Consider the following 20,401-nt stretch of genomic DNA (forward strand, 5'->3'; position numbering starts at 1 on the left):
TTACTCGCTTTCCGTTAACTTGAAGGACACGGTGCCAGCGCTGGTCTTCTGCTCAAGGAACACACTGACGAATGTGCGTGGGTCGGATTGCCTTCCCCACTGGTGGAGTTGCAGCTCAATACGAGCTGCCTTTGCCGGTGTCTCTAACGCCAGACGCATAGGGTTATCGGGCCCGTACACGTCAGATTCCGGGACGTAAGCAAAGGGCGCGTTCAAGAAGTCGGAGTAGTTCAACTCATCGACCTTCTCGTTGATAAGTGCCTCATTTTCATCCCAGTAAAGGAATGCTGCGACAAAGTCTTTGAGGGCCAATTCGGTGGCAAAGTTGAATATCAGTGAACTTGATGAGAAATCCACAGCGGAAGGTATGGCGTATTTCACCACGGAGCTAGAGGGTGAGTTTTGTGTCGACATGATTTCCTTGTTAGTTGGGGTGACTTCGTTACTAGCAGACTTAGAACTACTGTTACCAGATAGGTCCTCGATCAGCTGCTCCCATCGAAGGTAGACTCTATCGGGAGAGTACTCTGATGTCGCCTCGTAGGCTGCTGCAGATTTGCTCTTCCACTCGGTGTCGTTTTCAGAGAGGTTGACAACTGACCTTATGAATTCGTCTCTATCACCTGTGGGAACAACCACCCCCGCCCCATGTGAGCTGCCAAATTCACGAGTTCCTGGACCTGCATCGTAGACAACACAAGGGGTTCCGACTGAGCCAGCTTCCAGCAGCATCATTGGAAATCCTTCTCTAGGAGAGCAAGAAACCACCAGGCGGTGTTGCGAAAGAACTTCCTGTGGATCAGAAGTAAAGCCACACAGCTCGACCGTCGACGAGAGTGCTTTTTTCGAGATTGTTTCCGCGAGCAGTCCTTCTAGGGGCCCCGTACCATAAATCTTCAGAGGTGGGAGAGTGCGCCCGATGGCTCTTGCATACTCCCAAACATTAAGAAGTTCCTCTACACCCTTTTCTTGGTGCAGACGCCCAACGTATACGCATGCAGCTTCACGACTGCTTTGCGAAGAGCCGGTTCCACCTCGAATTGCGTTGGGGATCGAAATACCGTTAGTGACGCCGTCAGACGTGAATTTGGAGCAATCTTCATCGGTAAGAAATACGGCACGGTCACATTCCTGCAGAAGACGCTTGAGTAGGCGGAGATAGCCAGCGTCCTTGGCATACTCCCACGAGCTGTGGTACGCCCCCACCAAATGGAATCCGCGTTCAGACTGCTCTAAAAGGTGAGCATGTTCGAGGTCTACTAAGCATCCGTACTGAACCGCGATAACAACGGTGTTCTTGCGAAGACTTCCAAAGATCTGATCAAGTCGGCGATTCGCGCGAAATCGTGCTGCAATAACTGACTCATCTGATCGTGCATCTGTCGTCGACCGGACCAAGTCTTGGTAACCAGGATCGTAGATCGATTGAGTCGGAGCACCGTGGAATAGTAGATCCTCAGAGTGGTACCGGGAAACCACGGATATTTGAAATCCGCGTCTTGCCATCTCTTGTGCGGAGTCAATGACGTGCTTACGGACGCCTCCGAGTGCAGATGCGTCTTCCAGGAAGTAAACGATTGAGTCAATTCCTGGGTTTCGAGGTTCCGTCAAAACCGAGCTTCTATGGTTAGACATCAACCGATCGACCTGCCCAGGGCGCGAATCTTCCAGCCGGTATCTTGCCAGTCGGTGACGTTGAGGACGTTGCGGCCGTCGATAAGCAATTGCTTGTCGACGAGCTCCGCCGCCCACCGCGGATCCATCTGCTTGAACTCCTGCCACTCGGTGGCGAGGATGACCAGCTCAGCGCCGCGCAGTGCGTCCTCGAGGCTGGTGGCGTAGTCGAGGGTGGGGAAGACCTTGCGGGCGTTGTCCATGCCCTGCGGGTCGTAGACGCGCACGCTTGCTCCGGCGAGCGAGAGCTGGCCGGCCACGGCAAGCGCCGGCGAGTCGCGCACGTCGTCCGAGTTCGGCTTGAACGCCGCACCCAGCACGGTGATGTTGCGGCCGATCACACTGCCGAGCTCCTCGCGCGCGAGATCGATCACGCGCTGGCGGCGGCGCATGTTGATCGCGTCGACCTCACGCAGGAAGGTCAGTGCCTGATCGGCGCCGACCTCGCCGGCGCGCGCCATGAACGCGCGGATGTCCTTGGGCAGGCAGCCGCCGCCGAAACCGAGGCCCGCGCCGAGGAACTTCCGCCCGATGCGGTCGTCGTAGCCGATGGCGTCCGCAAGCTGGGTCACGTCCGCGCCGGCGTTCTCGCAGACCTCGGACACGGCGTTGATAAACGAGATCTTCGTGGCCAAAAAGGCGTTGGCGGAGACTTTCACCAGCTCCGCGGTCTGCAGATCCGTCACGATGAACGGGGTGTCGTTTTCCAGCGGGGTGGCGTAGACCTCGCGGGCGATCTCCTCCGCGCGGGAGTTCTCGGCGCGGTGGCCTAGCACGATGCGGTCCGGCTCGATGGTGTCCTTCACGGCGTAGCCCTCGCGGAGGAACTCCGGGTTCCACGCGATCTCCACCGTTGTGCCCGGCTTGGCCAGTTTGTCGGCGCGCTCCTGCAGCGCGGCGGCGGTGCCGACCGGGACGGTGGACTTGCCCAAAATCAGGTGCTCGCCCTCGAGCTGGGGCACCAAGTCGTCGATGACCGCCTCGACGTAGCGGGTATCCGCCGCGTAGGAATCGCGCTGCTGCGGGGTGCCAACCCCGATGAAGTGCACATTGGCGAAGGCGGCGGCTTCGGCGTAGCTCGTCGTAAAGCTAAGGCGACCTGCCTCGATGTTGCGCTCGAGCACCTCGGGCAAGCCCGGCTCGTAGAACGGCACCTTGGAGTTCTTCAGCGCCTCAATCTTGGATTCGTCAACGTCTACGCCCAGCACCTCGTGGCCGAGTTCAGCCATGCACGCCGCATGCGTTGCGCCGAGGTAACCGGTACCAATCACAGTCATCTGCATAATGTCTATTATGCCGTGCCCTGACTTGTATGTCCTCTTGGGGTGGCGAAATGTGGGGCGACGGTAGGAGCACTTTGGCCTCAGTAAATCTGACAGTGCAGCGTGAGTAGTGTATGCGATAAACAACGAAAGGATTTCGACGTGGAGCAGTCACCAATTTCCACCTTGACTGTCGTCGGACTTGGGTATATCGGCCTACCGACAGCGGTATTCTTCGCCAATGCAGGGTTGACTGTGCGGGGCGTGGATACGAGCGACCGAGTTCTTCAGACGCTTAATGAAGGGCGTGCAACATTCGAGGAGCCTGGGTTTTCGTCGTTGCTAACTCGGGCTCTAGAGAGCGGTTTGCTTGAGGTAGGCAAGGACATTCGTCCGTCCGATGCCTTTGTTATCGCTGTGCCGACTCCTTTGGGGGAGGGTCGCTCGTTCGATAATAGCTACATAAATTCTGCGGCAGACGCGATCGCGCCTAACTTGAAAGGCGGTGAACTGGTTGTTCTTGAATCGACTTCGGCACCCGGAACCACTGAAGCTCTCGCACAAAGAATTGTTTCCAGCCGTCCTGACCTGACCTTGGAGGAAGATAGGGAAAACAGCGTTTATTTTGCATACTGCCCAGAAAGGGTCATTCCGGGCGGGATTACCGCCGAAATGCCTGCTAATGATCGTGTGGTCGGCGGCACCACCGAGACCGCTACTTGCATGGCTGAGGAGCTTTACAAATGCTTCGTCCGCGGCAGCATTAGGTCTTCAACGGCGATTACCGCAGAGATGGTAAAGCTAACTGAGAATGCGTTCCGTGATGTTAACATCGCATTTGCGAATGAGCTTTCGTTGATTTGTGCGGATCTAGAAGTTGATGTGTGGGAGCTCATAGATCTTGCAAACCTTCACCCTCGCGTAAATATTTTGACACCTGGACCAGGGGTTGGGGGGCACTGTATCGCCGTTGATCCCTGGTTTTTGGCGGCCTCTACGCAAAGTGCGCATTTAATTCGTGTAGCGCGAGAAGTTAACGACGCGAAGCCTGAATTTGTTTGTAGCCAGATTCAAAACAAGATCGATAGCGGTAGTTTGAAAGAGGTTGCATTATTTGGGCTCGCGTTCAAGGCGGATGTAGGCGACCTTCGGGAATCGCCGGCGCTCAAGATTGCGAGCCTTATTGCTAAGCGAAACCCAAAAGTATCGCTTAGGGTCGTAGAGCCGAACATTTCACATCTCCCCCCTTCGTTGGAATATGCGGACAATGTCCGCCTGGACTCTGCGGAGGGCGCATTGAGCAACAGTGAGTTAGCCGTACTTCTTGTCGCACACAGTACTTTCCTTTCGGTTGACAAGCGTCAATTTCCGGAAGTCGAGTTTCTGGACTTCACGGGTAAATGGACTGACTGAAATGTATAGGGCGTTTACGGGCACAACAACCTGCAGGATTGCACCGTCAGGCAGAAGGTTTCAGCCTGGTCGCCATCAACGGCAAGTATCCGACACACCAAAAGAAAGGTTTCATAGATAAAATGCACGCGGTAGTAACTGGCGGAGCTGGGTTTATTGGATCTCATCTAGTGGACCTCTTAATCTCCAACGGCCACAACGTGACGGTAGTCGACAATTTGAGCAGTGGTCGGCGTGAAAATCTCTCCGACCACCTGTCGAATCATGCTGTCGAATTGCTCGAGCAAGATATTCGTGAGGCCGATTTTGAAGCACTTTTCAATCGGGTCGAACCTGAAGTTGTTTTTCACCTTGCTGCCCAGATCGATGTTCGTAGGTCCGTGGAGGATCCAATTCTTGATGCTGAGATGAACGTGCTCGCAACAATCCGAATAGCGGAAGCTGCACGAAAATGTGGGGTGCGCAAGCTAATCCACACGTCATCAGGCGGATCGATCTATGGTGAACCGGAACAGCTACCTGCAACGGAAGCAATGTCGGTGGATCCGAAATCTTCCTATGCTGCTTCGAAGGTAGCGGGGGAGCTCTATCTAAACGTCTTTCGTCACCTTTACGGTCTTCAAACAGCCTTTATTGCTCCTGCGAATGTATACGGACCGAGGCAGAACCCGTATGGTGAGGCTGGTGTGGTGGCGATCTTTGCTCGTCACCTTTTGGATGGCGGGGAGACATATATATTCGGGGGTGGCACCAATACGCGAGACTATGTATATGTCGAAGATGTCGCCCGTGCATTCTTTATGGCGGCAGGTGAGGCCGGGGATGGGGAAAGATTCAATATCGGTACCGGGATTGAGACGACTGACAGGGATTTACATTCCGCAGTTGCAGATGCAGTTGGCGGAGATGATCGTCCAACCGATAAGCCGGCGAGACTTGGCGATGTGGCGCGGTCTTCGCTTTCCGCAGATAAGGCGAAGAAAACCTTGGGGTGGGAGCCACGAGTTTCCTTAGACGAGGGAATTCGGCGTACGGTTGAATATTTTCGTACTAACTAGAAGTGGTGCAAGTTGCAGAGGGTGAAGACTGTTGTGGTGCCGGCTGCGGGTATGGGGACGCGTTTTTTGCCGGCGACGAAGACGGTGCCGAAGGAGCTTCTGCCGGTGGTGGATACCCCGGGCATTGAGCTGATTGCTGAGGAGGCTGCTGCGGCGGGGGCGCAGCGTCTGGCTGTGGTGGTTGCGCCGAATAAGGAAGAGATCATGCGGCATTTCGGCGAGTTTTCGGACTTGCAGGAGCTGATGGTCGCCCGTGGCAAGCAGACGCAGGCGGACAAGGTCGCGCGCGCCAACGGTTTGATTGAGGCTGTGGCGGTGACCCAGGACGAGCCGCTCGGGCTGGGTCATGCGGTCGGCTGCGCTGAGGAGGCGTTGGACGACGACGAGGATGCGGTTGCTGTGATGCTGCCGGATGATTTGGTGTTGCCGGCGGGTGTGATGGACAAGATGGTCGCGGTGCGTGAACGTCTCGGTGGCTCGGTGTTGTGTGCGTTTAACGTCTCGCGTGAGGAGGTGTTCAACTACGGCGTGTTCGACGTCGAGGATGCCCAGGCCGAGATCGACGATGTTGAGGTGTTGAAGGTGCGCGGCATGGTGGAAAAGCCTGCTGCTGAGGATGCGCCGTCGACGCTGGTGGCTACCGGCCGCTACCTGTTGGACCGCGGGATTTTTGATGCGCTGCGCCGTATCACACCTGGCAAGGGTGGTGAGCTGCAGCTGACGGATGCGATTGAGTTGATGATCTCTGAGGGTCACCCGGTGCATGTGGTGGTGCATGAGGGCAAGCGCCACGACCTGGGTAACCCGGGCGGGTATATCCCGGCGAATGTGGATTTTGGTCTGCGGGATGAGAAGTACGGCCCGGCGCTGTACACCGCGGTGAAGAAGATCATCGCCGACTTCGAGAATGAGGTGGTGATATAGCTATTGCGAGTATTGCCGGGGTGAAGTTGATCGCCCGTAAATGAGTTAAACTTGATGCCGAGCCTAAGATGAATTCATAGGCTTTCCCGTTGGTCCAAGAGTGGTTTCGGTCGGGTAGCCAGTCTAACTGATTTTAGTACCCTAGTCATGAGGCGGAGTTGGTTGTCTGCTAAGCGGGCATCCTGCCTACTGTGTGATAGACAGAAATGGTTGGTCGACTCTGTGTCTGGCTAGTTTGAAGCCTCCTACATCAATTTTGGCGACTTGGAACCGCTGGCGTCTCACTTGACGAAATGGGCTCGAAGTGGGGCTAGGTCAAATATTCGCAGCGGTTTTTGGTCGCGCGAAATCCATGCGGATCGCTTGACCAAGTGGCGGAGCATAAGACACTTTCTCGCTTGCAAGTGGGCCTGGCCGACCCACCCTTCGGAGTCTTGAACAACCGACAATCAACCACCGCAATTATTTTCGCAGGTTAGAATCCGTGACCTGTTGTTTCATCACTTGAGGATTTTCTTCAATTCTGTTGCGAGTACCTCAGACACTATTTTGTGGCCGCGAAGATTCAGATGGAGAGTATCGTAAAATAGCCTAGGGTCACCCTCGACAGTGCCCGCCAGGTCGATGCAGGGCACCTCCATCGATACCGCCGCTCTTCGTGCTGTGTCGTTGATCTCGTTGTATCGGCTGTAATATTTTTCAAGCTTTTCAACTGAGTCAAAGCGCTTTGCGAGAAACTCATCCTGCCAAGGTTCTGCATATCTAAACGGAGATAGTACTACAACTGGTTCTTGGTTAAACTCCTGACAAAGTCCTACGAGTGATCGAAGCAATGCGTACTGTGGCTGGGTGTTGGCGGAAACTTGGGGGCCGTACGAGGCCGGGTTGTCGTCGCTGACAATTGGCGAATGCATCTTGTGTTTTATCCAATAGGAATCGGCATCGATTTGCGGCCGATTATCACTCATCGATGTAAAGAGGAGTAGGCGCTCTGTTTGCTTGAACAGCGGCACAAGTTTGTTTAGGACGATATTGTATACATGCAGCAGCGTGGCCCCTGAGTATCCGCCGTTCAAGACCTGTAGAGGGTGTCCATCCTCGTTAAGGAGCCTCTCAACCCGCGCGGGGAACCGTTCGGTCTCCGGCGCGAAGAGAGATTCAACAAATGACCCGCCCAGCATAATGATATTTCTTTTCGCTTCGGAATTGGAAATTGAGTTGCCGGTCTTTATGAATCCCGATGCGTCGGTTCGGAGGCGGTAGGGGGCGGGGGCAAGGGAACCGTCGGTGCCTTTTAGATATTCTTCTTGGGGTGTTTTTGAGGTGTCCTGTAGTACTCCCCATTCCTTTAGCCTGATATAACGTTTCGCATTCATTTTCTCCTCCTTGGGATTTACTTGCATGGCGAAAGGGGCGTTGGCCAACTCTTTGGAGGCGATTGAACTCCCTTGAGCGTTAGATCATAAGGCATGTATCACGATCTCGACGCTGCGGTAATGAACTCATGAGTTGTCACGGAGATACGGCCGTTAGGACGATCAAGATGAATTTGCGCTGTCGAACTTTCGGGGGAGTGATCGCTTTAACTCGCTGTGATCGTTCAGTGGTAGGAGCTGAGGCTCATGGTGCGTATAATGAAGCGAAAAAGCCCAGTAGGTTAGGAAAATGCGTGTTTGGAAGCCCTGTATATCTATGTGTCGAAAACTCCCCGGTAGGGGATAGCTGGACTCGATCTCGCTGGGTTACGTTTGGTGGACGGCAGGTTGGTGCTGACAGCTCCAGGCTAGAAGCCCTGAACTTTCGTGGTGGCGGTCGCATTGGCGGGATCTTCGTTTCCGACTTAATCGGCTTCCAGTCTGTCCTCTCCGGCAAAACTTCGGAAGACATTGCAGCGCTTGCCGTTGAAAGTTCAGGATCTTTCACTGCCTCGGTTCTAGATTCCAGATCCGAGGATATTTACCTGCTGACGGACCCCTTGGGTGGGGGAATGCTTCTGCGGTATCAAAGTGAGAATGTAACTGCGTTCGGCTTCGATTCCGAATCTTTAAGAGTTGCCCTTTCTGTCTTTGGGATCGCCACAAAACGGGATCCGCTATTTGAACTCAGCGCGATAGCGACCGGTACGGGTTATCTTGGATCCGACTCACCGGTTGAGGGTTTTAAACTGATGCCTCCGGGCAACGTGATCGAGTTGCACCCGGATGGCACTTACGTTTCACACCGACTGCCCATTGGCGAAAAACTTTACGGGGCGAGTCCCGATGACTACCCAGACCTTATTGAAGAAGGCGTGCGGAATATTCGAAGAAACGCTCATGCGGTAGTTGAAGCTTCTCAAGGCGAAGTTTACGCTGACGTCACTGGTGGGTTCGATTCTAGACTTGTTATCTCCGGCTTAAATAACGCACGAGTTTTAGATAGTGTGTCTTTCTACAGTCTAAAATCCTCTGATGAGTGGCAGACGGCATGCGGTATTGCGAGAGTCTGTGGCAGACCCATTAGCTGGCTGTACCCGGTTTCTTCCGTGGTGGAGGAAAACTCTAACTTCCTGAGCGGTTGTATAGAGGGTTCGCGGGACTCGGCGGGGACTATCAATCACTCTGCGAGAGATTTTGCAGGGCGTTCTCCGGTAACGTCGCTATCTGGCGGGTACGGTGAGACTTTTCGGGACTTCTATTTAATCTCTGAGGAGCTCTTAGGTAGGGGAGTTTCTGGTGGAGGTTTCGTAGAATCTGTTTTCTCCAAGTATCCGATATACTCTTGGGCAGTAGAAGGGCGGCGGCTTTTCCTTCCTGATTTTGAATCCCTAATCAAAGACAGGGTCGAAGAAATCCTTGAGAGAGGACGTGATGCTGGCGCTCGCGAGGACCAGCTGGGGAACTATTTGTACCTAACGGGTAGAAATCGCTTTTGGATAGGGCAGCTCGCATATTGGTCATCGCGGGCCCAGCTGCGGTTCGACATTCTATACAATCTAGAGCTAATTGCAGCTGCAAACGTGCTGGACAGGTATCGGCGTCGGGCAAATTTTGTTGGGTTGGATGCTATGCGCAAAATGGCACCTTACTTGATGAACTATCCTTTCCACGGCTCCGGTCATGACCGGATACCGGCAATCTATCGCAGGGAGCGGTTTGATCCTCCCCGTTACTTCTTTCCGAATGGGCAAAATAGGATTGTGGCGCCGAATTTGAACCCTCACTTCTCACGATCGTACGAAGTGGAAACCGATTTAGTCTCCGACCGAGACGTACTTGAAGCTAAACGGTTAGGAATTAGTCCTCGGCAGGCCTACGGTCTCCGAACATTTGCGGATGAAGCTGCGGAGGCGCTGTCGCACCCTGCTCTTTGCGATTACCTGAATCGCTCCGATTTGGCGCACACCCTCAGAACATTCTCTGAGAGTCCTGAGAAGGCGAAGATTTCGTTGAAATTTATTTCTTCCTTGGTGCGGCTAGGCTTAGTCGGAGTCGACCGGCTCCAAGCTGAGGACAGAATTCGATTTGAGTATCAATCACTCTCGGAGGGTGCGTGCACCTTGTAGCGGAACGGCTTGAGCTTTTTGGCACGGGAATAACCGACACACAATTGGCCCCCTCGCGTTGTGCAGTCATTAACGAGACGTTGTTGTGACCGTTTGCCACAATTTGGAATTGTTCTTAACGGGAGTCCGGCCACCTACTAAGTGTCATTAGGAGTGCTGAACGTTGCGGTGGGATTGAAGGTGTTCTAATTTGCCGCCTGAGTCTAGGAAAAATCGGCTTCACGGCGATTGAAAAATTTCCCTGCCGCCCGCCCTACCAGCGCACCTCCACCACCGGCGACAACGGGTCCGACTTCGTCGCCGTCTAACACGCACCCGGCGAAATCGAGATGGGCGACGCCGCCGGGAAGAAGACGCCCGCGTACACCCACGACGAGCCGCACACCTACCGGCGGGGCAAATTGCTGGTCTCGGAATGGACCAACCGTGGATCATGCGTGCGGTAAAGGCAGATATGCTCGGCCGCATGCGCAATTTGGGTTATGACGAGGTACTGTCCGCTGTCACGCCACGTGTGGCGGTCGATGCCGTGCGGGAGGTGCTTCTCGACGGCTTCGATCCCGCCACCGACCCGCACCGCCAGAAGGTGACGCTGCCGCATGGGGAGATGCACCTGCTGCCGTCGGCGCTTGATGGGGTGGTCGGGGTGAAGGTGTTGGGGATTCAACCGGCCGGCTCGGAACTTGATGTGCCGCTGGTGCAGGGATCGTATCTGCTCATGGGTGAGGAGACGCTCACGCCGGAGGTCGTGATGGATGCCGCGGCGCTGACGGAGGTGCGGACACCGGCGGTTGCGGTGGCGGGGGTGCTGGACCGGCTGCGGGCGTCGAGCGAGCCGTTGGAGTGTGTGATCGTCGGTGCGGGTGTGCAGGGACGGGCGCATGCGCGCACGATAGTGGATGTGCTTGCAGGGGTGCGGGAGGTGTCGGTGACGTTTATCTCGCGGAGTGAGCCGGCGGATTTGCCGTATCCGTGGGCGGAGTCGGGGAGTGCTGCGGCTGATGAGGTGTTGGGGCGTGCCGGGTTGGTTGTGGTGGCGACTTCTGCGGGGGAACCTGTGGTCGTCGATAGGCAGTTGCGAGCTGATGCGACTGTGCTTGCTGTGGGGGCGCACACCGCGGACACGCGGGAGTTGCACGAGGATGTGCTGCGGGGCGCGCAGGTGCTTGTGGAGGATGTTGAAGCTGCGCGGCGGGAGGCCGGCGATGTGGCGATCGCGGTGGAGAAGGGTGCGCTTGCGTGGGAGGATGCGGCGACGATGGCCGAGGTTGTGCGCGGTGATGTGGCGCTGGATCCGGCGCGACGGGTGGTGTTCAAGACCGTCGGGATGCCGTGGGAGGACCTGGCGGTGGCGCGGGTTGTTGCCAGCCAGGCCCCAGCGGCGTTGAAGTGAGCCCTAGGCGAGGTCCTTTACCAGGCGCTCCGCGAGCTCCTTGGACGAGGACGGGTTCTGCCCGGTGTAGAGGTTGCCGTCGACGATGACGTGGGACGCCCACGGCTCCGGCGCCTTCTCGTACTCAGCGCCGAGGGCGACGAGCCGGTCTTCGAGCAGCCACGGTGCCTTGTCGGCGAGCCCACCGGCGCGTTCCTCGTCGTTGGAGAAGCCGGTCATCTTCCGCCCGGCAAACGGGGAGCCGCCCGGGGCGTTCTCCGTTGCGAGGACCGCGGCCGGCGCGTGACAGAGCAGCGCCACAGGCGCGTTGTTCTCCATGCGCTCGGTGAGGATGCGTCCGGAAGTCTCGTCCACCGCGAGGTCTTCCATCGGGCCGTGCCCGCCGGGGTAGAAAACAAGGTCGTAGTCCGTGGCGTTGACGTCGGCCAGGTTGAGCGGCTTCGCCAACATGGGTTCAAGCTTCTCCAGCTGCGTTTTCACCTCTGCCAGGGTGCCAGCGTCGCCGGCGCTGTCATCGAGGCTCGCCTTATCGACGACTGGCGCCCTGCCGCCGGGTGTCGCCACATCGACGTCCCAGCCAGCGTCGGTGAAGATCGAGTACGGGGTCACCAGTTCTTCGGCCTAGAAGCCGGTGGGGTGGGGTGTGCCGTCGTTAAGCGTCCAGTGGTCTGCTGCTGAAACGACCATAAGAACCTTGGTCATTGTGTCCTCCTAAAACTTGACGATCATCTTGCCGGTGTTGCCGCCTTCGAACAGCTCGAGGAACGCGGCCGGCATGTTGTCGATGCCCTCGCGCACCGTGGTTTCGAACGTGATTGAGCCATGGACGACGAGCGGGGCGATCTTCTCTTGGAACTCCTTGGCAAGGTGGGAGTACTGGCCCACTACGAACCCGCGCAGCGTGAGGCACTTGCCGATGGAAAGGTCCAGATTCCGCGGCCCGGGCGCCGGCTCAGTGTCGTTGTACTGGGCGATGGCCCCGCACATGGCGATGCGGCCGAACGTGTTCGCGTTCTGGATCGCGGCCTCGAGGTGGTCCCCGCCGACGTTGTCGAAATAGACGTCGATGCCCTCCGGCGCCGCCTTGGCAAGCTGGCCGTTGACGTCGCCGTCCTTGTAGTTGAACGCCTCGTCGAATCCGATGCTTTTGAGGTATTCGATTTTCTCCGCGGAGCCTGCGGACCCGATCACCTTCGCCGCGCCGAGATGCTTCGCAATTTGCCCGGCGGCCGAGCCCACAGCACCTGCCGCGCCCGAGATGAACACGACGTCACCCTCCTTCATCTCGCCGACGGCGATCAGCCCGACGTAGGCGGTCAGACCCGTCAGGCCGAGGATGCCCAGGTACGCCTCTGCTGGGGCGATGGTGGTATCGATCTGCTCCGCCTCGTCCTCGTTCAGGACGGCGTCTGTGCGCCACCCGGCGAAGTGCCGGACCGTGTCGCCCGCTTTGAACTTGTCCGAGCGGGACTCCGTGACCGTGCCGACCGCAGTGCCGGTCAGCGGCTCATCGATCTGGAACGGCTCGATGTAGGACTTCACGTCGTTCATCCGCCCGCGCATATACGGATCCACGCTGGCGAAGGTGTTCTCGACCAGAAACTGGCCCTCAGAGAGCTCCGGCAGCTGTGCTTCCTCGAGTCGGAAGTTCTCGGCGGTCGGCGCGCCCTCCGGGCGAGAAGCGAGAACCCATTGCTTGGCTGTAGTCAACGCATTACTCCTTAAATCGCTGTTCCTGGAACAACGGTAAGAACGTTGGACAGGGCGGCCGCTATTCCCTCCGCTTGGCTGGGACAAACGAAACACCCCGCGAGTAGCTTTAGCGCTAATTGCGGGGTGAAGGTGCTGGGGATTTCGGCGCGGCGGGTGGTGTTCAGGACCGTCGGGATGCCGTGGGAGGACCTGGCGGTGGCGCGGGTGGTTGCGGAGTAGCGATCGGGCTTGAGGCTGATTGAACGGGTGCTAGAATCCGTGAGGAAGCGACACTGGGGGTGCGGTGGCCGGGAAAACATATGGGGCCGGGGATAGATGGCCAGAGCTAGAGGACAAGGACTGCAATGAGCAGGCACAGCGGGCGAGGTCTTTAGGCTGGACCGCAAGATCCAAGGAGAGCCACGGGGGCTTTGTAGTCCGTTGCCCAGCTGGGGAATGCGAGGTGCGGTTCGATTCAACTCCGAGGAATCCCACTGCCAAAGCGAAGGAGGCTCGCCGAATAATTCAGCTGTGCGAGCACGGTGCCGAGCACACCGATGCGGTCGCGGCGGCGAACGAGGCTCTGGACCGCGCGGAAATGCTGATTGGCGCGGTAGAAAAACAGGCGGCATCGAATGCACTGTTAAACGCCGCGATGATTGAAGAGCGGAGAGCGCTGCTTGATCGTGCAGCAAAGTTGGAGAATGAGGCGCTGCGGATTCTCTCGGTGATTGAACGGGAGGGCGCCGACGGTGGTGATTTGGGCGATGTCTCAGGAATCGCGGATCGTGCTCGTGGCTATCTGAACCGTGCTCGCGAGAAAATTGCTCCGTTGCGTCAAAGCAAACCGGTACGTCGAGACGTGGAGGCTGCTTGGCAGCGCTACAGGTCAGTTAGAGCGCGGCTAAACACGCTGCAACAGGGATAGGGGAGTGAAGCCGAGGGGTGACGGAAGCCGCTGGCGGGCTGCTGCAGGCTTGGCAAATCTTCCCTATGCTGATTAACTAGTTGTCAATTGACAACTGCGGGCGTGTTGGAGGGGTAGAGGATGGCTATTGTCTTAGGCCTGCGAGTATTGGGCATTGACTATGACGATGAAGAACGCATCGAGCGGATCGAGAGCGCCTTCCCGGCGGTTTCTTTCGTCCGGCTAAATGGTTGGACGATCGCGGAACTGCACCTGGAATGCTTGCCTGAGAAGGCCTTTCATGAGGCAACCGATCTCATGCATCAACTGGGAGCTTATGGCGAACTAGAGTTTGTGGAAGTCGTCCCCCACTTGGTGAATACGAGCGATATAGCGAAACTAACGGGTGTGACCCGTCAGGCGGTGAACAAATGGGTTACGCACCCTGATTTGGGCTTCCCCGCGGAGACTGATTTCGTTGGGGGCGGACAAGCGCGACAGAAGATCTGGAGCCTTTACACCGTCAACGAGTGGCTGTCTGAAGTGATGGGAATTGATCTAGGCCTTGAGCTGCCGCCGATGAACCTGGTGAAACAGGTGGACGGGTACCTGGCGCTGGAGGGGGATCCCCTTCTTGATGGGGCGAAAGATCTTCATGCCTCCGGTCTGTGAGGTGTTGTCAGGTGTGTGGGGTGGCACGCGTTGTCCGTGGCTACATTTTGACTACAAAAGACCCCGGAAGCCCCGGAAACAGAAATAGCGACACAGCAAGAAAACATCCCCTCACCAGACAATCCGTCTGGTGAGGGGATGTTAGGTATTTGCTCCTCCAACTGGGCTCGAACCAGTGACCCTTCGATTAACAGTCGAATGCTCTGCCAACTGAGCTATGGAGGAATATGTTGCCGTTGCTTGCGCTGTGCAACGAGATGTAACAATAGCGCGGGATGTTTGACTTGCCCAAATCGGCAGGTGAACGGTGTTTTCTGGGGTGGTTATGTGGCCGGCAATTTGGGTAGGGTGGCTGGCATGTTGATTCCGATAGGTGGATTCCGAGCAAACGCCGTCGCATGGGGACTGACGGGCTTTGGCGTGGTGTGCCTGTTGTCGGCGAACCGTCTCGACGACTGGCGGGCACTGACGTTTCTGGGGCTGGCGCTGGTCGTGCCGAGCGTCGTTTGGCTGGCCGCGGACAAGTGGTTCTCGCGGCCGCGCGGTGTGCTGTGGTGGGTGCTCGTGGCGGCCGCCGTCGCGCTCGGAGTGTGGGGAATTGCGTTGTTCCCCTCGAAGTGACGGGGATAACGCGATAGAGTGGCGGGCATGAAGAAACCGATGCTTGCACTCGGCGTCGCCGCCGCCGTCACCACGTCCGCCGTCCTTGCGCCTGCCACCTTCGCTGAGGATGGCGCAGACACTACCGATACGGGTTCCTCTGCGGATTCGGGGGAGGCCGAAGGTTCGTCGTTAAGCACGGGCGCAATTATCGGCATCACCCTCGGCGTGCTGGCCGCAGTGGGTGCCGGCGGGTACTTCGCGGTGCAGCAGGGCTTGCTGGAGCTGCCCGAAGGGCTGGACCCGGCGGCGGCCGCGGGACTGTCCTCGCTGGTGCCGGCGCTGGCGATCCCGGGGCTGACCAAGAAGGACAATGGCGCGGCTGCTGGTGGCTCTTGCGCGCCGCAGGCGTTTGACGCGGTGGTGCCGGAGTGGCCGCACTTCACCGGGACCAACGTGATGTTCTGCGACGGCAAGTGGGCCATTGCGGGTGCGAACCAGACAGACTGGATCCTGTACTTCAAGAATTCCAACGGCAAGTGGGCCGTGATCCCGACTGCCGGCACGAAGCAGACCGGGATGCAGCGCGGGTGCTACAACGGTCTGACGCTGCGCGAGCAGGGCGCGCCGGAGGAGTTCATCCGCCAGGCGCCGATTTGCACGCCGGCGGAGATTGGGAAGTAGTTCGGTTGGAGCCTGGAGGGAGTTCAATTAACTCTCTGCTTAACTGCCTCACGGCGTACGAAGGGAAGTGAGATGCGGATGGCCGAAGAGGACGAGATGCCGACTGACTGGTTGATCCAGAGGGTGAAGGTCGGCGGCTTATTCGGAAATCTGGAACACGAGTTCGATTTAGATTCCAAAAACACGCGCGCTATCCTCATTGGCCCTAATGGTGTTGGCAAGACGAAGCTGCTGAACCTGGTGAAAGCGCTCCTGAATCTTGAGATCTCAATTTTGCTTGCTGAACCGTTTCGACTGGTGGAAATTAGTTTCCAAAACGGTGAGGTTCTCCGGTGTGAAAGACAAGAACACCCTAGTCAGCTGACGAGATCCAGCTCCCAGTCTGTAAACAGCATCCTGCTTTCCCTGAACTACGCCGACGGTAATGCCGAGTGGGCATTTTCATCCAAGGAGTATAACCAATTCGAAGATTGGGCTGAGGATCGTCTCTTGCTCAGGAGGAGGCGAGGTCCTGGCCCCAAGCAGTGGAAGCTCCCGGCGGGCTTAATGTCCACAGATCGCCTGTTGAACTATTGCCTTACTGACGAAGGTGAGAGCAAATTCGGGCCGGTTTTTGGGGGAAACGCAAGAATCATTAAGGGGTTTTTGGGACATGAGAAAGTCTGTATGGTCGGTGCTGATCGACTCGCTGGCAACGGAAGTTTCTCTGCCTCAGGTGATTCGAGTGCCAGTTCGCATCTGATTTCGGATACTCCCGATATCGTGTCCCACATCCGAAAAGAATTCGAAGATGCGCGTCTCGACTATGTGAAAGTCTCTCAATCGCTCGATTCCACCTTTCCTCAGAGATTGCTGAACGAGCAGGGAGGCGGTGGGCGGCGAATGTTCGACACAGAAAATGAGTTTCGTGCAGTATACGAAGTTCTTCGGGAAAATTTTCGTGAAACGACGCGCAATGTGGGCGTGGATGAAATTGAGATGGCTCCACTGCCTGATCGGCGTTTAGAAGGATGGGAGATCGAAGCGCTGACTCTCCATGTTCTAGACGGGATGGCAAAAATCAACTCGTTAACTGATTTAAGTCAGCGTGTAGACATTTTTGAGAAACTAGTAAATGCGAAGCTGGTCAGAAGCAAGATTGTAGTTGAGCCAACGGGGATTTTTCTGCGGTTCGCCGACGGGCAGTTGGTTTCGCCGCGCGGCTCCAACTTGTCATCGGGCGAACGCCATCAAATACGAATGGCGTTCGATCTCGTCTTCCGCTCGCGCTCTAAGCGTCTGGTGCTGGTCGACGAACCCGAGCTTTCGCTCCATGTTAACTGGCAAGCTGAGATTCTCGATGAGTTCGAATCGTTGAGAGAAGTGAACGATTTTCAATATATTGTTGCAACGCATTCGCCTGAAATAATTGGCGACGCTTGGGAGGCAGTGCGACCGCTGACGTTAAAAAGCGAGCAGGGCGGGGAGAATTGAATACAGATAGTGAAGCCGTGATGCGGGACATCCAGGAACGGTCAATTGAGGCTAGAAGAAACCTCGCGGGCATGCGAGAGAACGGTGGGGATTCTTTACCGCTTATCTTTCCGGAAGGCGAGGATGATGCCACTTTAATAGAGAAAGGCTTCAAAGGTGCGGTCGACATCCGGCTGATTAACGGAGGCAAGCCGAAAAGTCTGGAATTGGCTGCAATGATTGAAGATGCGGGCTTTAAACGGTCGCGAGTTTTGATCGATCGAGACTTTGATGAAATAGTCTGTACCGACGGGGGTGGAGAGTCGGTTGTCATTCAAACGAATGCTCACGATGTTTTCATGGACGTGCTGTGTAGCGCGCCGCGCGTGACAGGGGATGTCGTAGGTGCTGTAAATAAAATAAGATACCGGCGGATGCAGGACAGAGAAAAGTCCCAGCATCAGGCTTTAACTATTTCTTCTGCCCTATCTTTGACTTTTAATTTGACTTGCTTAAGAGTCCTGAATGCGCGTTATGGAATCGGCTTGAAGTTCGATTCATTTCCGTTTGCGGCTTACTTGAGTAGCCCGATGCGAAGTTTGGAGACGGTAGTCGAGCTCGTATTGCATAAATCGAAAGGGTTGGACGGGGTCAGCGTGGAGATTGAAAGGGGAACCGTCCGCGTTCGAAACGAAGAATACAGGTTGGAAGAGGAGACGCAGCAGATTCTGGCCGAATTGCGCGGCAAAGAATGGCGAACGATCGGGGATCATGATTTCTTGGAGGTGCTCAATTTCCTACTCGATGACTCTTGGGGCACTCGTAAACTGAGGACGTTGTTCGAAGCTGAAATCACGCGCAGTGAGGTGCGCAATTGCCCGTGGGGCACCGCGATCAGTGAATTCGTTGAGCAGTGTTCATGCGTCTAGTTCGAGCAAAAGGTGTTGCAAGGTATTTTAGCCCGCTAGCAGGCCCATGGCGAGGCCGCTCCGTGGTTTTAAGGGGTCCTAGCGCACGACGCGGAGAGCTGGGCGAGTGGGTGTATTCGTTCTCGGAGCAGAGCCAGAGACGGTGTGGGGTTGAGCACTGAGCATGAGCGCGTGCAGGTCTTGTGGTGGGAGCTTTGTTTCAGCGGCGATGCTCGAGATGCTGGCGCCACCATCGGGGGAAAGTACGTAATCGAAGATGCGCGAGCGTTCGTATTGCAGTGTGCTGCCTGGCTCGTCCGTGCGGAAGCCGCGCGCGGAGAGGGCGGTCAGGCGGGAGTGGTATTCCCGCTCGCTGAGTTTGCCGTGGTGGTAAGCGGCGCGAAGCATGGCCATGGCTGACACCTTCAACGCGGACTTGATGTTACGCGGTCGTATCTAGTAACACCGTGGTGAGTATCGAGTAACGCATTGGTGAGCATCCAGTAACAGTCCGGGGGAGGATTCTGGTGACCGCGTGACTTCAGGGCACGCGGCGTTACCAGAGGAGTCTGATTGTGACTGACTACCGGGCGGTAATGGATCAAGTGCTCAAAGGCTGGTCTGTCCGCCAAATCTGTTCGAGTCTGCGGTGCTCGCACACCACGGTGCAAAAAGCACGCGATGCGCTGGTGGAACACAACATCACAACCCGTGAGCAACTTCGTGGGGTTGCGGATCATGAGCTGGTGGACTGGTTCGTCGACGGGCGCAGCCATGCTCAGGGCGATTTCGTCCCGATCGATTTCGACGCTGTCGCCAAGGCACGCACCGGGCGCAACAAGGTGACCCTGCAGGTACTGTGGGGCCGCTACACCGCACAGCCTGCGGACCCAGGCCAGCGGTATTACAGCTACGAGCGGTTTCGCCAGCTTGTGGCCCAACACGTTGATGCAGCTGGGCTGACCGCCAGGATCACCCATGCCCCAGGCCATACGATGCAGGTGGACTGGGCAGGCACAAAGATGCGGCTGTGTGACCCCACCGGCGGGCAAGGATCGAAGGTCAGTATCTTTGTCGCCTCGCTGCCGTATTCAGGCATGGTGTTCGCCTGCGCGTGCGCGGATGAGCGCCAGGACGCATGGCTTGCAGCTCATATCCGCGCGTTTGAGTACTTCGGCGGGGTTGCCGAGGTCATCGTGCCAGATAACGCCTCGACAGCCTCGAACGCGATTAGTGCCGCGGACAAAAATCGTCGGGTCAACTCCACCTACGAGGAGTTTTTGGAGCACTACAACACCGCCGCATTGCCGGCTCGGGCGAAACGACCCAAAGACAAGGCCAGCGTCGAAGCCGCAGTCAAGATCGTCACCCAAAACGTCATCCACGCACTCGATGGCCACCAGTGCGTCGGGATAGACGAGCTCAACGCGAAAATCACCGCCCTGGTCGATGGGATCAACGCTGCCACGCCGTTTCGCGGCAATGCGACGAGCAGACGCGCATTGTTTGATCAGTTCGAACGCGACGTGCTCACCGCGCTGCCTGCAACACCGTGGCAGCGCACCGAATGGAAACGCGCCAAAGTCGCACCCAATTTCCACATCAGAGTGCACAACGCGCATTACTCGGTGCCCAACCAGCTGGTGGGCCGCACCGTGGATGTGCGCATCACCGGTGACAGTCTCGCCGTCTTCGACGCCGGGCAGCGTGTGGCCAGACACCAACTCGCGCGTGCCCGCGGGGTGTATGTCACCGACACCGACCACATACCGGCGAACCTGGGTGATACCCGTGGGTTGTGGACAAGTGAGTACTTCCTGCGCGAAGCCTCCAAGATCGGGCCGGCCACCCGCCAGGTGATTGCCGAGATCATCGAAGCCAAAGCGATCCCTGCCCAGGCGTACCAAGCGTGCCGCAACGTGCTCAGCATGGGCAAACACGCCAACAAGCCAATCCTCGAAGATGCCTGCAGACGTTTGGTGTCCACCGACGGCAGAAGGCGTGCTGTGTCGTATACCGCGGTGAAAAACATGATGGCCGCCGTGCGCAAAGACACCTCCACACGACCTACAGGTGCTGACCTGCCAATCGATCAATTAACCGGCAGACCCGCTGACGGTGCGCCTGCCCCGTCAGCGCGTGACACCCGCGGCGCCTACCTCGGTGGTGCTGCCCAGTTCAGCCTCGAAAACCTCACCAAGAAGGGATCTGCATAACC

Annotated in this window: 17 protein-coding genes, 1 tRNA gene and 1 pseudogene; 12 read left to right on the top strand and 7 right to left on the bottom strand. The window is 57.0% G+C overall.

Translation table 11 applies throughout. The annotated features are described in order from the left end of the window. The gene (locus ACF3NP_RS01605) at window positions 1–1,635 is read right to left on the bottom strand and encodes a glycosyltransferase (protein ID WP_392398869.1); all 1,635 of its coding nucleotides are present in this window, start codon (window positions 1,633–1,635) and stop codon (window positions 1–3) included. After that, the gene (locus ACF3NP_RS01610; RefSeq protein ID WP_392398870.1) at window positions 1,635–2,951 is read right to left on the bottom strand and encodes a UDP-glucose dehydrogenase family protein; all 1,317 of its coding nucleotides are present in this window, start codon (window positions 2,949–2,951) and stop codon (window positions 1,635–1,637) included. The genes ACF3NP_RS01605 and ACF3NP_RS01610 overlap by 1 nt, the downstream gene beginning before the upstream one ends. Window positions 2,952–3,098: 147 nt before the next feature. Here ACF3NP_RS01610 and wecC point away from each other — a divergent pair, with 147 nt between their 5' ends. From wecC to ACF3NP_RS01625, 3 genes are all read left to right on the top strand, one after another. Next, a complete protein-coding gene (gene wecC / locus ACF3NP_RS01615) occupies window positions 3,099–4,349 on the top strand; it encodes a UDP-N-acetyl-D-mannosamine dehydrogenase (RefSeq protein WP_392398871.1) in 1,251 nt (416 codons plus the stop codon). A gap of 122 nt (window positions 4,350–4,471) precedes the next feature. Next, window positions 4,472–5,407 (top strand): NAD-dependent epimerase/dehydratase family protein, encoded by a 936-nt coding sequence (locus ACF3NP_RS01620; protein ID WP_392399120.1) that lies wholly within the window; start codon window positions 4,472–4,474, stop codon window positions 5,405–5,407. A 51-nt stretch (window positions 5,408–5,458) separates the two neighbouring features. Beyond that, window positions 5,459–6,331: a UTP--glucose-1-phosphate uridylyltransferase gene (locus ACF3NP_RS01625; RefSeq protein ID WP_392399121.1), complete on the top strand. Its 873-nt coding sequence runs from the start codon at window positions 5,459–5,461 to the stop codon at window positions 6,329–6,331. 500 nt (window positions 6,332–6,831) lie between these two features. Here ACF3NP_RS01625 and ACF3NP_RS01630 read toward each other — a convergent pair whose 3' ends face one another. Then, window positions 6,832–7,707: an SGNH/GDSL hydrolase family protein gene (locus tag ACF3NP_RS01630; protein WP_392398872.1), complete on the bottom strand. Its 876-nt coding sequence runs from the start codon at window positions 7,705–7,707 to the stop codon at window positions 6,832–6,834. A 197-nt stretch (window positions 7,708–7,904) separates the two neighbouring features. Between ACF3NP_RS01630 and ACF3NP_RS01635 the strand changes: the two genes are divergently transcribed. Together ACF3NP_RS01635 and ACF3NP_RS01640 are read left to right on the top strand one after the other, a co-directional pair. Then, on the top strand, window positions 7,905–9,875 hold the full coding sequence (locus tag ACF3NP_RS01635; protein WP_392398873.1) for a hypothetical protein: 1,971 nt from the start codon (window positions 7,905–7,907) through the stop codon (window positions 9,873–9,875). A gap of 466 nt (window positions 9,876–10,341) precedes the next feature. After that, window positions 10,342–11,268 (top strand): ornithine cyclodeaminase family protein, encoded by a 927-nt coding sequence (locus tag ACF3NP_RS01640; protein WP_392398874.1) that lies wholly within the window; start codon window positions 10,342–10,344, stop codon window positions 11,266–11,268. A gap of 3 nt (window positions 11,269–11,271) precedes the next feature. Here the strand turns inward: ACF3NP_RS01640 and ACF3NP_RS01645 are convergent. Both ACF3NP_RS01645 and ACF3NP_RS01650 read right to left on the bottom strand, forming a co-directional pair. Next, window positions 11,272–11,970: pseudogene (locus tag ACF3NP_RS01645) on the bottom strand (type 1 glutamine amidotransferase domain-containing protein). Between the two features lie 9 nt (window positions 11,971–11,979). Further along, on the bottom strand, window positions 11,980–12,978 hold the full coding sequence (locus ACF3NP_RS01650) for an NADP-dependent oxidoreductase (protein ID WP_181888828.1): 999 nt from the start codon (window positions 12,976–12,978) through the stop codon (window positions 11,980–11,982). A 445-nt stretch (window positions 12,979–13,423) separates the two neighbouring features. Here ACF3NP_RS01650 and ACF3NP_RS01655 point away from each other — a divergent pair, with 445 nt between their 5' ends. Next, window positions 13,424–13,888: a hypothetical protein gene (locus ACF3NP_RS01655; protein WP_181888827.1), complete on the top strand. Its 465-nt coding sequence runs from the start codon at window positions 13,424–13,426 to the stop codon at window positions 13,886–13,888. 120 nt (window positions 13,889–14,008) lie between these two features. Next, on the top strand, window positions 14,009–14,539 hold the full coding sequence (locus ACF3NP_RS01660) for a hypothetical protein (RefSeq protein ID WP_181888826.1): 531 nt from the start codon (window positions 14,009–14,011) through the stop codon (window positions 14,537–14,539). Window positions 14,540–14,691: 152 nt separating this feature from the next. Here the strand turns inward: ACF3NP_RS01660 and ACF3NP_RS01665 are convergent. Further along, window positions 14,692–14,764: transfer RNA gene (locus ACF3NP_RS01665), tRNA-Asn, on the bottom strand. A gap of 132 nt (window positions 14,765–14,896) precedes the next feature. Here ACF3NP_RS01665 and ACF3NP_RS01670 point away from each other — a divergent pair. The 4 genes from ACF3NP_RS01670 (at window position 14,897) to ACF3NP_RS01685 (ending at window position 18,204) form a co-directional block, all read left to right on the top strand. Further along, complete coding sequence (locus tag ACF3NP_RS01670) at window positions 14,897–15,160, top strand: hypothetical protein (RefSeq protein ID WP_181888825.1); 264 nt, start codon at window positions 14,897–14,899, stop codon at window positions 15,158–15,160. A 27-nt stretch (window positions 15,161–15,187) separates the two neighbouring features. Next, entirely contained in the window at window positions 15,188–15,823 is a 636-nt protein-coding gene (locus tag ACF3NP_RS01675) for a hypothetical protein (protein ID WP_181888824.1), read from the top strand. Window positions 15,824–15,901: 78 nt separating this feature from the next. Next, entirely contained in the window at window positions 15,902–17,296 is a 1,395-nt protein-coding gene (locus ACF3NP_RS01680) for an AAA family ATPase (RefSeq protein ID WP_181888823.1), read from the top strand. Window positions 17,297–17,367: 71 nt separating this feature from the next. After that, window positions 17,368–18,204, top strand: coding sequence for a hypothetical protein (locus ACF3NP_RS01685; RefSeq protein ID WP_181888822.1), 837 nt, complete (start codon window positions 17,368–17,370; stop codon window positions 18,202–18,204). Between the two features lie 78 nt (window positions 18,205–18,282). On the opposite strand, the gene ACF3NP_RS01690 is transcribed toward ACF3NP_RS01685, so the two are convergent. Next, the gene (locus ACF3NP_RS01690; RefSeq protein ID WP_392398875.1) at window positions 18,283–18,597 is read right to left on the bottom strand and encodes a hypothetical protein; all 315 of its coding nucleotides are present in this window, start codon (window positions 18,595–18,597) and stop codon (window positions 18,283–18,285) included. A 161-nt stretch (window positions 18,598–18,758) separates the two neighbouring features. Between ACF3NP_RS01690 and istA the strand changes: the two genes are divergently transcribed. Next, on the top strand, window positions 18,759–20,399 hold the full coding sequence (gene istA, locus ACF3NP_RS01695) for an IS21 family transposase (protein WP_392398876.1): 1,641 nt from the start codon (window positions 18,759–18,761) through the stop codon (window positions 20,397–20,399). Window positions 20,400–20,401 lie beyond the last annotated feature (2 nt).

Origin of the sequence: Corynebacterium lehmanniae (assembly GCF_043161975.1) — a bacterium.
Classification (GTDB): domain Bacteria; phylum Actinomycetota; class Actinomycetes; order Mycobacteriales; family Mycobacteriaceae; genus Corynebacterium; species Corynebacterium lehmanniae.